Raw genomic sequence first — 12,594 nt, 5'->3', positions numbered from 1 at the left:
CGCAGGCCGGCACGCCGCGCCCCGACCAGCGCAGCCAGGCGCCCGCCGCGCCAGCGCCGGCGCGCACCAACTGATCCCGCATCCCGATCCCGCCCAGCCTGCCCCGCCCGCCCGGCCCCCGCCGGGCGGGCGGTTGCCCTGGCGGCATGGCGCGGAATCCATCCGGGCCGCGGCGAAAAATTGACCTGAATCAAACCGCCGGGACAAATCCCCTCCCACACACGACCAAAGGTTAGGGAGGCCAGCCCATGGCGGACGAACTCATTGCGGTGAAGCCCGAGATCGCAGCGCGCGCGCATATCGATGCGGCGAAGCGCGAGGCGATGGTCGCCGCCGAGGCGCGCGACCCCGAGGCGTTCTGGCGCGGCGAGGCGAAGCGCATCGCCTGGATGCGCGAGCCCACGAAGATCAAGGCGGTGGACTTCACCGGCGACATCTCGATCAAGTGGTTCGAGGACGGCGTGCTGAATGCTTCCGTCTCCTGCCTGGATCGGCACCTCGCGACGCGTGGCGACCAGGTCGCGATCATCTGGGAGGGCGACGATCCGAACAGCGACGCGAAGGTGACCTACCGCGAGCTACATGCGCGCGTGTGCAGGCTGGCGAACGCGATGCGCCGGCTCGGCGTGAAGAAGGGCGACCGCGTCTGCATCTACCTGCCGATGATCGTGGAAGCCGCTGTCGCGATGCTCGCCTGCGCGCGCGTGGGCGCGATCCATTCCATCGTCTTCGGCGGCTTCTCCCCCGACAGCCTGGCCTCGCGCATCCAGGATTCCGAATGCACCATGCTGATCACCGCGGATGAGGGCCGCCGCGGCGGGCGCAAGGTTCCGCTGAAGGCGAACGCGGACGAAGCGCTGCTGACCTGCCCGTCCATCCGCCATGTCATCGTCGCGAAGAACACCGGCGGCGCGGTCGAGATGATGGAGGGCCGCGATCACTGGTGGGACGCGATCACCGCCGGCGAGGGCGCGACCTGCGAGCCCGAGCCGATGTCCGCCGAGGACCCGCTGTTCATCCTCTACACCAGCGGTTCGACCGGCAAGCCGAAGGGCGTGCTGCACACCACCGGCGGCTACATGGTCTGGGCGTCCTTCACGCATGAGAACGTGTTCGACTACCGCGACGGCGAGATCTACTGGTGCACCGCCGATGTCGGCTGGGTCACGGGGCACACCTACATCGTCTATGGCCCGCTCGCGAACGGTGCCACCACGCTGATGTTCGAAGGCGTGCCGTCCTGGCCGGACAATGGCCGCTTCTGGCAGGTCTGCGCCAAGCACGAGGTGAACATCTTCTACACCGCGCCGACCGCCATCCGCGCCCTGATGCGCGACGGCGAGGCGCCGGTGAAGAAGCACGACCGCAGCAGCATCCGCATCCTTGGCAGCGTCGGCGAACCGATCAATCCGGAAGCCTGGCTGTGGTACTACCGCGTGGTCGGCGACAGCCGCTGCCCGATCGTGGACACCTGGTGGCAGACCGAGACCGGCGGCATCCTGATCAGCCCGCTGCCCGGCGCTGTGGCGCAGAAGCCGGGTTCGGCCACGCTGCCGCTGCCGGGCGTGAAGCCTGCGCTGGTCGACAACGAGGGCAACCTGCTGGATGGCGCGACCGAGGGGAACCTCGTGCTGCTCGATTCCTGGCCCGGCCAGATGCGCACGATCTATGGCGACCATGCGCGCTTCGGCCAGACCTACTTCTCGACCTTCAAGGGCATGTACTTCACCGGCGACGGCGCGCGCCGCGACGCCGATGGCTACTACTGGATCACCGGGCGGGTGGACGACGTGATCAACGTCGCCGGCCACCGCATGGGCACGGCCGAGGTCGAGTCCGCGCTGGTGGCGCACCCGGCGGTCGCCGAGGCGGCCGTGGTCGGCATGCCGCACGAGATCAAGGGCCAGGGCATCTACGCCTATGTCACCTTGAAGGCGGGCATCGAGGCGACCGAGGTGCTGCGCAAGGAACTGGTCGCCTGGGTGCGCAAGGAGATCGGCCCGATCGCGACGCCGGACGCCATCCAGTGGGCGCCCGGCCTGCCCAAGACGCGCTCGGGCAAGATCATGCGTCGCATCCTCCGCAAGATCGCCGCCAACGAGACCGAGGGGCTGGGCGATACCTCCACCCTCGCCGATCCCGGCGTCGTGCAGGACCTGATCGACAACAAGGTCGGGTGAGGGATGGCGGCGGCGCGCTACCGGGACGTCTACATCGCCGGGCCGGACCTTGTGGCGCCCGTGCTGCGTGGCGTCGCGCCGCCGGTGGAAGGGGCACCCTACCGCATCAGCCCCTTCTTCCCGCCCACCCCGCGGGACGTGTTCAGCGAGGTGGTGGAGCGCATCCGCCGCGGCGCGCTGACCGGCCGGCAGACCGCCGCGGCCTGCTGGTGCGCGCTGGTCTCGCCCAACGAGATCGAGGCGCTTCTCGATGACGTCTACGGCACGCCGGAGGAGGACCCGCCGCGGCTGTCCGCGCTGCGTCGCTTCGTGGCGGCGCTGCCGGGCGACTGCCAGTTCTCGCTGGTCGCGACGTCGTTCTGAGACGCGGCCGACAAAGGATTGACCTTTGGCGGCCACGTCTCAGCCTCTGGTTCCGCGCGCGCCTGCCCCGCCAGCCCCGTGCGCCATGGCGACAGGCCAAAGGTCAGGCCTTTGGCCTGTCGGCACGGACCGTCTCGCAGACCCTTCGGGACTGCGCCCGAAGGCGCGTTCCGGGGGCCGGTGCCGGTGTTCCCGAGCGACCGTTCAGCGATAGACGAAGGCGCTGTCGGTCAGGTCGATCGCGGGGATCGCATCCTTCTCCGCCCAGTAGTCGTGCGCATGCTGCCATTCCGGCTTGTCGCCGCGGCGGGGCAGCAGATGCTGGCCGCGTGCCACGTAGCCCGAGCTGAATTCCTCCGGGTCGATCCAGGGGCCGAGCGGCATGCCGGCATCCTCGGGCCGTAGCGCGACCTCGACCTGCCGCGCGCCGGTCGCCTGCATGTGGTTCAGCAGCCGGCAGACGAAATCCGCCACCATGTCGGCGCGCAGCGTCCAGGCGGCGCGGATGTAGCCGAACACCCAGGCCATGTTCGGCACGCCGGTGAACATCATGCCGCGGTAGGTGATCGTCTGCCCGAAATCGAGCGGCGTCCCGTCGATCGTGAAGGCGATGTCGCCCAGCACGCTCAGGTGGAAGCCGGTCGCGGTGACGATGATGTCGGCCTCCAGCGTCCTGCCGGATTTCAGCAGCAGGCCGTGCTCGGTGAAGCTCTCGATCTCGTCGGTCACGACGCTGGCGCGCCCCTGCGCGATGCCGCGGAACAGGTCGGCATCCGGGATGAAGGCCAGGCGTTGCTGCCAGGGCCGGTAGCGCGGGGTGAAATGCGTGGCCACGTCGTAGTCGGGGCCGAGGTGGCGGCGCACCTCGGTCAGTAGTTCCTCCTTCACCTTTTCCGGCTCGCTGTGCGTGCGGTCGATGAAGCGCGCCTGCTCGAACAGGATCTTCCGGCGCACGATCTCGTGGATCCAGTCCTCGTTGATGCCCAGCGTGCGCAGCTCGTCGGCGATCTCGATGGCGTTGCGCCCGGTGCGGAAGAAGGTGGGCGAGCGCTGCAGCATCGTCACATGCGCCGCGGTGTCGGCCATGGCGGGCACGATGGTCGCGGCCGTCGCACCCGAGCCGATCACCACCACGCGGCGGCCAGCGTGGTCGAGGTCGTCCGGCCAGGTTTGCGGATGCACGATGCGGCCGCGGAAGCGCTCCGTGCCGGGCCAGTCCGGCGTGTAGCCTTCCTCGTGCCGGTAGTAGCCCTGGCACATCCACAGGAAGCCCGCGGTGAAGCGCGCCAGGGAGCCGTCGCGCCGCTCGGCCTCGATGCTCCAGCGCGCGGTGGCGGAATCCCACGACGCGCTGCGGATGCGGTGGCCGTAGCGGATGTGGCGGTCGAGCCCGTCCTCGGCGATCACCTCGCCCATGTATCTCAGGATCTCGGGCGCGGTGGCGATGGGCGGGCCGGTCCAGGGCTTGAAGCGGTAGCCGAAGGTATACAGGTCGCTGTCCGACCGGATGCCCGGGTAGCGGTGCGTCCGCCAGGTGCCGCCGAAACCTTCCTGCGACTCGAGCACAACGAAGGACCGGCTGGGGCATTGCTCCTGCAGGTGATGCGCGCCGCCGATGCCGGAAATTCCGGCACCCACGATCAGCACGTCGAAATGCTCGGGGCGGGGCGCGGTGTCATCCATGGGCAAAGCCTAGCACCACCGTCACGGCAGGCGAGCGGGTTGTGAAGCGGCGCGCTGCGGCGCAGCATGGACCCATGGCGTGCCCGCATTCCATCATTCCTCCGTCTGCCGCCCAGGCAGGCCGGGCACGCCGGGCGTGACCCAGCCGCACAGCAGCGATGCCAACATGCGGCGCGTGCTGGCCATGTACGGGCCGGCGGTCTTCGCCGGGGCGCTCGCCACGCGCGCGACGGATCCCGTGGTGGCCGAGATCGCGCGCGACTTCGGCACCACGGCGGCGCAGGCCGCACTGCTCGGCACCGCCTACACCCTGCCTTTCGCCCTGGTGCAGCCCATCCTGGGGCCGGTTGCGGATTCGGTGGGCAAGCGGCGGGTGGTCAGCATCTGCGTGGCGCTGCTCGCGGCGATGCTGCTGTTCTCGGCGATGGCGGGCTCGCTCGGCTGGCTGATGGTCGCGCGCGCGCTGTCGGGCGCGGCGGCGGGCGGGATGATGCCGCTCACCCTCGCGATCATGGCCGATGCGGTGCCGCTCAAGGACCGCCAGGTGGCGCTGTCACGCATGCTGGTCTTCGGTATATCCGGGCAGATCGCCGGCGGGGCCATCGCCGGGCCGGTCGCCGCCGTGTTCGGCTGGCGCGGCATGCTGCTGCTGTGCGCGTTGGCGGCGGTGGTCGGCGCGGCGGCGCTGCTGCTCGCCTCGCGCGGCGCGGCGCCCGAACCCGTCACGCGCTACGACCCGGTCGTGGCGGCCAGGCGGTACCAGTCCATCCTGGCGAATCCCAATGCCATCCCGCTGTACCTGACGGTCGCGGCCGAGGGCGGGCTGGTCTTCGGGTCCTTCCCCTTCCTCGCGCCGCTGATGCTGGCGCGGGGCATCGGCGGCACCACCGAGGCGGGGCTCGCGATCGGCGCCTTCGGCGTGGGCGGCCTCGCCTATGCGGCGATGGCGCGGCCGCTGCTGGCGCGCTTCGGCCAGGCGGGCGTGGTGCGCATCGGTGGCGGGGTGGGCGCGCTGGCGCTGCTGGGCTTCGCGGTGGCGCCGGCCTTCTGGGTGATGGTGGCGGCCGGGTTCCTGCTGGGGAACGCCTTCTACATGATCCACAACGCGATCCAGACGCGCGCGACGGAGCTCTCCCCGCAATTCCGTGGCAGCGCGGTGTCGCTGCACGCGTTCTCCTTCTTCAGCGGGCAGTCGCTCGGGCCGGTGCTCTTCGGGCTGGGGGGCGCGACGCTGGGGCTGGGCGTGTCGCTGGCGGCGGCGGCGGCGGCGTTGCTGGGCCTCGCCTGGATTCTGGCGCGACGCCCGGCCTGAAGGCCGGCTGGAACAGAAAGTGATTCTGTTCGCCGCAGCGCGAAAACCGACCCACGACGAATCAAGCACTTGGTCCGAGTCGCAGGAACGAATCGCTGACGGCCGCGGCTCGAGTCGCCCAAACGCTTGAAATCAATCGCTTGTGGGTCCGATGGCGCGATGCCCACCAGGGTGTTCGCGCTTCGTCCGGGGCCCGGCGCCGAGTCGCGGCGCGGTTGCCGGGCGGCGGTCCGGGACCCGCGCCGCGCGCGCGGCCGCGGTGAAACGGTGCCCTTGCCCGCCGACCGGCGTCAGAAGTCGCTGACGCGGCCCTTGCGTTCCCAATCCCCGAAGCGGGTGGGCTCGGGGCCGGTGGGGCCGCCGATCTCCCTGGGCAGCTTCGGCGGCGGCGCAGGCTTCGCGACCGGCCGGTCGGGGGGCGGGTGGTCGGGGGCTGGCTGGACGGGGTCCTTCCCGGCGCGCGCGGGGTCGTTGTCTGGCGTCTGCGTCATGGCCACCTGATGTAGGCAGTCTCGATGGAGTTGGACATGGGCGGGTACATGCGCACGGCGGTGCTGCTTGCCGCGCTGACGGCGGTGTTCGGCGCGCTCGGCTTCGCCATCGGCGGCCAGCAGGGCATGGTGGTGGCGCTGCTCTTCGCGGGCGGCATGAACCTGTTCGCCTGGTGGAACAGCGACCGGATGGTGCTGCGCATGCAGAACGCGCAGCCGATCGGCCCGCAGGACGCGCCGCGCCTCTATGAGATGACGGCCATGCTGGCGCAGCGCGCCGGGCTGCCGATGCCCGCGCTGTACGTGATCCACGAGGACCAGCCGAACGCCTTCGCCACCGGCCGCAGCCCGTCCAGCGCGGCGGTGGCGGTGAACACCGGGCTGCTCGACCTGATGCCGGAGAACGAGGTGGCGGGCGTCATCGCGCACGAGCTCGCGCACATCAGGAACCGCGACACGCTGATCATGACGGTGACCGCGACGGTGGCGGGCGCGATCTCGATGCTGGCGAATTTCGGCATGATCTTCGGCGGCGCCAACCGTGACCGCAATTCCAACCCCTTCGGCCCGATCGCCATGATCCTGATGCTGATCCTGGCCCCGATCGCCGCCGCCATCGTGCAGATGGCGATCAGCCGCTCGCGCGAATACGAGGCCGACCGCGTGGGCGCCGAGATCAGCGGCGATCCGCTGGCGCTGGCCTCCGCGCTGCAGCGGCTCGACTACCAGGCCCATGCGATCGTGAACCAGCGCGCCGAGGCGAACCCGGCGATGGCGCACATGTTCATCATCAACCCGCTGAGCGGGGCGCGGATGGACAACCTGTTCTCGACGCATCCGCGCACGGAGAACCGCGTGGCGGCGCTGGAGCAGCTGGCGGCGCGGACGGGGCAGGGCGGTGGTGCTTCGCTGGGTGCGGCGCCGAGCGCACCCGGGCCCTGGAGCGGTGGCAAGCGCAACCCCTGGGGGTGAGTTGGCGCGCAAGGCACCAGTCGGGTCGGGCGCGCCAGTGCAGGGCGCGACGACAGGCCGGACCGATGCCCGGCGCGCGCCCTCGGACGGATGACCGCCGAAGCGGATCGTGCCTCGCACGATCCGGGAGCGCGAATGCGCGAGCGCGCCCAGGCCACCAGTCGAGCCGGGTGCGCCAGTGCATGGCGCGAAGGCAAGGGCCGCGGATGCGGCCCGCCCGCCGTCTGAGGGCAAGAAAAAGGGCGCGGCGGTTGCCCGCCGCGCCCCCGGTTACGCCGCGCCTTCAGCCCAGACGCTCGCCATGCAGCGTGACGTCGAGGCCCTCGCGCTCCTCCTCCTCGGTCACCCGCAGGCCGATCACCAGGTCGGTGATCTTGAGCAGGATGTACGTGCCGATGGCGGTGAACACGACAGTCGCGCCGACCGCGGTGCACTGCTTGATGAACTGCTCCATCGAGCCCGAGGACCCGTCCGGCGCTGCCGTGGTGGCCGACAGCGGCCCATAGGCCAGGAAGCCCACCAGCAGCGCGCCGACGATGCCGCAGATCCCATGGATGCCGAAGGCGTCCAGGCTGTCGTCGTAGCCCAGCGCATGCTTGAGCGCCGTCGCGCCCCACAGCCCGGCCAGGCCCGCGGCGATGCCGATGATCACCGCCGCCCCCGGCAGGACGAAGCCCGCCGCCGGCGTGATGGCGACCAGCCCCGCCACCGCCCCGGAGATGGCGCCGAGCACGCTCGGCTTGCCCTTGATCATCCACTCCGCGAACACCCAGGCCAGCACCGCCGCCGCGGCGGCAAGCTGCGTCACCAGCATCGCCATCCCCGCGCGCCCGCCGCCCGAGGAACCGGCCGAACCCGCATTGAAGCCGAACCAGCCCACCCACAGCAGCGAGGCGCCGATCACGGCCAGGCCCAGGTTGAACGGCGACATGTTGTCGTTGCCGTAACCCACGCGCTTGCCCAGCACGAGCGCCGCCACCAGGCCGGCCACGCCGGCGTTGATGTGCACCACCGTGCCGCCGGCGAAATCCAGCGCGCCGTCCACGAACAGCCAGCCCGAGGGGTGCCACACCCAGTGCGCGATGGGGGAATAGATCAGCAGCGTCCACAGCGTGATGAAGAAGACCAGCGCCGAGAACTTCATGCGGTCCGCCACCGCGCCGGTGATCAGCGCGGCAGTGATGACCGCGAAGGTCATCTGGAACATCACGAAGATGGATTCCGGGATGGTGAAGGCGACAGTCGCGTCGCCGGTGCCCAGCGTGAAGGGCTTGTCCCAGTTCTCGGCGATGCCGCCCAGCAGGACCTTCGAGAAGTCCCCGACATAGGCCGCGTAGGCGCCGCCATTGCCGAAGGCGATGGAGTAGCCCGCCACCATCCACAGCACCGAGACCAGGCCGCAGATGAAGAAGGACTGCATCATGGTCGCGAGCACGTTCTTCTTGCGGACCATGCCCGCGTAGAACAGCGCCACACCGGGCACGGTCATCATCAGGACCAGCGCGGTCGAGGTGAGCATCCAGGCGGCGTCGCCGGTGTCCACCTTGGGGTCCTCTGCCAGGGCGGGTGCCGCCGCCATCAGGAGGGTTGCCGCGGCCAGCCCGCAGCGCGCGAAGATGCGCTTCACTGTCGTCTCGTCCTTTCCGGTCATGGGGCGCGCGCTCACAGCGCCGAGCTGTCGGTCTCGCCCGTGCGGATGCGCAGGGCGCGCTCCACATCGATGACGAAGATCTTGCCGTCGCCGATCTTGCCCGTGCGGGCCGTCGTGGCGATCGCCTCGACCACCGCATCCGCCAGTTCGGACGGCACAGTGACCTCGATCTTCACCTTGGGCAGGAAGCTCACATGGTATTCGGCGCCGCGGTAGATTTCGGTCTGGCCCTTCTGCCGGCCGAATCCCTTCACCTCGGTCACCGTCAGCCCCTGGACACCGAGCGGGGTGAGCGCTTCGCGCACCTCGTCCAGCTTGAAGGGCTTGATGACTGCCATCACCAGTTTCATGGCCCGTGCTTTTCCTCTCTGGGGCAAAACCGAAGCGTTGGCTTCCAAGACCCGTGCCAACCGGCGCGCGGCGGTCGGCCGCCGGACTCCCGCAGGCCTCCCGCAGCCCTGCCTGCGAATTGTGCAGGTGCCTGCGTCGCGGGCGGGCTGGCGCCACGGCCGGGCAGGCCTAGATTGGCAGCATGGAAAAGACCCTCGATGTCAGCGTGGCCATCATCGGCGCCGGCCCGGTCGGCGCCACCCTCGCGGCGACGCTCGCCGCCGCGGGTGTCAGCGTCGCGGTGGTCGATGCCGCGCCGCTGCCGCCCATGGAGCTGCCGGAATTCGACGGCCGCGCCTATGCCATCGCGCTGTCATCGAAGCGCCTGCTGGAGGCGGCGGGGGTCTGGGGCCGGCTGCCCGAAGCGCCCTGCCCCATCCTTGGCATCCGCGTGGCCGATGGCCGGCCGGGCGAGCCTGCCTCGCCGCTCTCGCTGCATTTCGACCACGCCGAGGTCGGCGATGAACCCTTCGGCTGGATGGTCGAGGCCCGCGCGCTGCGCGTGGCGCTGAACGCCCGCCTGCCGCAGGCGCCCGGGCTGCACGTGTTTGCCCCTGCCCAGGCGGCAGTGGACCGCGGCCCGGATGGCGCCACGCTGCGCCTGTCGACCGGCCAGCGTGTGGCGGCGCGCCTGGTGGTGGGGGCCGAGGGCCGCAACTCGCCGCTGCGCCGCGCCGCCGGCATCGCGGCCGCGCGGCTCGACTACCACAGCATGGGCATCGTCGGCGCAGTGGCGCATGAGAAGCCGCACCGCAACATCGCGCTCGAGCAGTTCCTGCCGCATGGCCCCTTCGCCCAGCTGCCGATGAACGGCATCCCCGGCCACCCGAATGTCAGCGCCATTGTCTGGACCGAGCGCACCGCCATCGCCCGCGCCGCGCTGGCCATGGACGACGCCGCCTATGGCCGGCAGATCGCCGCGCGCATGGGCGACCACCTGGGCGCGGTCACGCCGATCGGCCGGCGCTGGTCCTATCCGCTCAGCGCCATGCACGCCGCCCGCTACACGGCCGAGCGCCTGGCCCTCGTGGGCGATGCCGCGCACGGCATCCATCCCATCGCCGGGCAGGGGCTGAACCTCGGCTTCCGCGACGTGGCGGCGCTGGCCGAGGCGGTGATCGAGGCGGTGAATGCCGGGCAGGACCCCGGCGGCGCGGCGGTGCTGGCGCGCTACCAGGCGGCCCGGCGGCCGGACAGCCTGGTCATGCTGGGCGCCACGCATGTGCTGGAGCGGCTGTTCTCGTCCCGCCTGCCGCCGGTGCGGATCGCCCGGCGGCTCGGCATCGCGGCGGTGGACCGGCTGCCGGGGCTGAAGCGCTTCTTCGCCACGCGCGCCATGGGATTGGGCGGCGGGGCAGCGGGGCTGCTCGGCGGGCAGGGGATCGCCCGCGCGGGCTGAGGCGGGCGGCGGCGCAGCCGGCCGCCGGCACTCCCCACGGGTTGCACCGCGCGGCCTCGGCGCGACTTGCCACGACCGGCCGCCGTGATGCGATACCGCGATGCCCTTCGCGATCCGGGCGCCGATGGCGTTGACCGCACTGGCCTCGCCCCTCGTGGGGGCTCGCCGTCCGGTTGCCGTCGGAGCCCTGCCTCGGCCAGGGCGCGCGCGGCCTGTCAGTCCAGCCGGATGTTCTGCCGCGTGATGATGCCCTGGAACAGGTCGCGCTGTTCCTGCAGGTAGGCTCCGAAGGCGGCCGGCCCGCGCGGCACGGGCTCGACGGAAATGCTCTCGAAGCGGCCGCGCACGGCGGGGTCGGCCATGCCCTGCTCGACCTCCTGCGCCAGGCGCTCGGCGATCGGCGCCGGCGTGCCGGCGCGCGCCACCAGGCCCACCCAGGCGCCGGCGTCGAAGCCTTCGAAGCCCGGCGTGCGCGCGAAGGGCGGGATGTCGCGCGCGAGGCTCGTGCCGTCCTTCAGCGAGACGCCCAGCACCTTGAGCGCGCCCTGCCGCACCAGCGGATAGGTGGCGGCCATCGTCTCGATCGAATAGTTGATCTGCCCGCCGATCAGCGCGGTCATGGACGGTGCGCTGCCGGCGAAGGGCACGTGCAGCGCATCGATGCCGGCGCGGGCGTTGAACGCCTCGATGATCAGGTGCGCCGTCGCGGCGGTGCCGGACGACCCGAAGGAGTAATGCCCGGGGCGCGCCTTCAGCAGCGCGACGAATTCCGCAACGGTGCTGGCCGGGAAGTCGGGCTTCACGACCAGCAGGTAGGGCGAGACGCCCCACATCGCGATCGGCGCCAGGTCGCGCGCCGTGTCGTAGGGCAGGCGCTGCAACAGCGGCGAGATGGTGAAGGGCCCCGAGGACCCGGCGAGCAGCGTGTACCCGTCCGGCGCCGACTTCGCGACCACGTCGGTGCCGATGGTCCCGCCCGCGCCGGCGCGGTTCTCGGGCACCACGGGCTGGCCGAGCCTCTCCTGCAGGCGCTGCGCGATCACGCGGCCGGCGAGGTCCGTCGCCTGGCCCGGCGGCCACGGGATCACCATGCGGATCGGCCGGTTGGGCCAGGGCGCGGCCTGTGCCCGCGCGGCCTTCAGCCCCGGCAATGTCGAGGCCATGAGCGCGAGCGCCGCGCGACGATGCATCCGCATGTGGAGGTTCCTTCCCTGGACTTCGGCGCGGTTGACCCGCGCGCAGCCGCGGTCTCAGCACGGCGCGCCCGGTGCGGCAAGCCCCGGGCGCCAGCGGTTCAGCGCGGCGGCACTTCCGAGAAGAAGACCTGCGTCGGGATGCCGCGCCCGCGGTCGTAGCTGCCCACCCAGATGTCGTACTGGCCGGACATGGGCTGCCGGAACACCAGGCCCGGATCGGTGCCCTGGAAGTCGTCGTTGCAGACCCACTGGCCGTTCGGCAGGTTCACCACCAGCGTCACGTCGGCGCGCGAGCGCGCCCCGATCCACAGCGGCAGCCCGCCGCCGGCCTGGTAGTTCAGCCGTACGTCCGGCGCCTGCGCGATGGCGCCGACGCAGCCCGGCCCGCCGATGCGCTCGGCCGGGATGGTGCCGCCGGCGGTCACGTTCACCACGAAGGGATCCGGGGCGAAGTTGAAGCGCAGGTTCGCGGTGCCGAAGGAGGGCGGAAGGCTGAAGTTCTGCGCCGCCACGCCGCCGGCGCCGGCCAGCGCCAGGGCGGCGACGCCGGCCAGGATTCGTCTCGAAAACATTGCTGATCCTCCGGATTTGTGTCGAGAGGGATCATTTCGCCCGAAGTGCCGGGCGGCAAGGCCAAACTGCCGTATCGCCATGCAAGGACAGGGATACGTGCGGCCTGTGCGGCGGGACGGCAACAGGCAGAGCACGGGCGGGACCCGCGATGCTGGCACCGCGGCGATGCACAACAACCCAAGGTAGCATCGCGGGCGCGGGCCGGTCGCGGCCGGCGGCGCTGCGCGCTCAGCGCGCCACCAGTTGCGGATGCGGCCCGTCCTCCAGCGCATGGGCCGCGAGCAGCGCCTCGCGCACCCGCGCGCGCACCACCTTGCCCTGTGCGTTGCGCGGCAATTCGGGCAGCGCCAGCCAGGCGCGCGGGCGCTTGTGGCGCGCCAGCGC

Annotated in this window: 11 protein-coding genes; 5 read left to right on the top strand and 6 right to left on the bottom strand. The window is 71.4% G+C overall.

From position 1 onward, the window contains the following. The first annotated feature begins 248 nt into the window (after positions 1 to 248). Together acs and HW578_RS15330 are read left to right on the top strand one after the other, a co-directional pair. Positions 249 to 2,180: an acetate--CoA ligase gene (acs, locus tag HW578_RS15335; protein ID WP_198371421.1), complete on the top strand. Its 1,932-nt coding sequence runs from the start codon at positions 249 to 251 to the stop codon at positions 2,178 to 2,180. A 3-nt stretch (positions 2,181 to 2,183) separates the two neighbouring features. Then, the gene (locus tag HW578_RS15330) at positions 2,184 to 2,543 is read left to right on the top strand and encodes a hypothetical protein (protein ID WP_198371420.1); all 360 of its coding nucleotides are present in this window, start codon (positions 2,184 to 2,186) and stop codon (positions 2,541 to 2,543) included. Between the two features lie 204 nt (positions 2,544 to 2,747). On the opposite strand, the gene HW578_RS15325 is transcribed toward HW578_RS15330, so the two are convergent. Further along, entirely contained in the window at positions 2,748 to 4,226 is a 1,479-nt protein-coding gene (locus HW578_RS15325; protein ID WP_198371419.1) for a flavin-containing monooxygenase, read from the bottom strand. 136 nt (positions 4,227 to 4,362) lie between these two features. Here HW578_RS15325 and HW578_RS15320 point away from each other — a divergent pair, with 136 nt between their 5' ends. Then, positions 4,363 to 5,538, top strand: a complete 1,176-nt coding sequence (locus tag HW578_RS15320; RefSeq protein ID WP_369407903.1) for an MFS transporter — start codon at positions 4,363 to 4,365, stop codon at positions 5,536 to 5,538. Positions 5,539 to 5,828: 290 nt separating this feature from the next. Here the strand turns inward: HW578_RS15320 and HW578_RS15315 are convergent, their stop codons facing one another. After that, positions 5,829 to 6,029, bottom strand: a complete 201-nt coding sequence (locus HW578_RS15315; RefSeq protein WP_198371418.1) for a succinate dehydrogenase assembly factor 4 — start codon at positions 6,027 to 6,029, stop codon at positions 5,829 to 5,831. 36 nt (positions 6,030 to 6,065) lie between these two features. Between HW578_RS15315 and htpX the strand changes: the two genes are divergently transcribed. Beyond that, complete coding sequence (htpX, locus tag HW578_RS15310; RefSeq protein ID WP_198371417.1) at positions 6,066 to 7,001, top strand: zinc metalloprotease HtpX; 936 nt, start codon at positions 6,066 to 6,068, stop codon at positions 6,999 to 7,001. Positions 7,002 to 7,284: 283 nt separating this feature from the next. Here htpX and HW578_RS15305 read toward each other — a convergent pair whose 3' ends face one another. Continuing rightward, positions 7,285 to 8,652, bottom strand: coding sequence for an ammonium transporter (locus tag HW578_RS15305; RefSeq protein WP_198371416.1), 1,368 nt, complete (start codon positions 8,650 to 8,652; stop codon positions 7,285 to 7,287). An 11-nt stretch (positions 8,653 to 8,663) separates the two neighbouring features. Then, positions 8,664 to 9,002 carry a P-II family nitrogen regulator gene (locus HW578_RS15300; protein WP_198371415.1) on the bottom strand — a complete coding sequence of 113 codons (339 nt, stop codon included), beginning with the start codon at positions 9,000 to 9,002 and terminating at the stop codon, positions 8,664 to 8,666. Between the two features lie 182 nt (positions 9,003 to 9,184). Here HW578_RS15300 and HW578_RS15295 point away from each other — a divergent pair, with 182 nt between their 5' ends. Then, a complete protein-coding gene (locus tag HW578_RS15295) occupies positions 9,185 to 10,441 on the top strand; it encodes an FAD-dependent monooxygenase (protein WP_198371414.1) in 1,257 nt (418 codons plus the stop codon). A gap of 215 nt (positions 10,442 to 10,656) precedes the next feature. Here the strand turns inward: HW578_RS15295 and HW578_RS15290 are convergent, their stop codons facing one another. Then, positions 10,657 to 11,637 carry a Bug family tripartite tricarboxylate transporter substrate binding protein gene (locus HW578_RS15290; RefSeq protein ID WP_198371413.1) on the bottom strand — a complete coding sequence of 327 codons (981 nt, stop codon included), beginning with the start codon at positions 11,635 to 11,637 and terminating at the stop codon, positions 10,657 to 10,659. A gap of 98 nt (positions 11,638 to 11,735) precedes the next feature. Continuing rightward, positions 11,736 to 12,209 (bottom strand): hypothetical protein, encoded by a 474-nt coding sequence (locus HW578_RS15285; protein ID WP_198371412.1) that lies wholly within the window; start codon positions 12,207 to 12,209, stop codon positions 11,736 to 11,738. Positions 12,210 to 12,594: the final 385 nt, after the last annotated feature.

It is taken from the genome of Roseomonas rosulenta (assembly GCF_016106005.1).
GTDB classification, from domain to species: Bacteria; Pseudomonadota; Alphaproteobacteria; order Acetobacterales; family Acetobacteraceae; genus Neoroseomonas; species Neoroseomonas rosulenta.
Note: the sequence above shows the minus strand (reverse complement) of the source record. Positions and strands in the feature narration are given on the sequence as shown.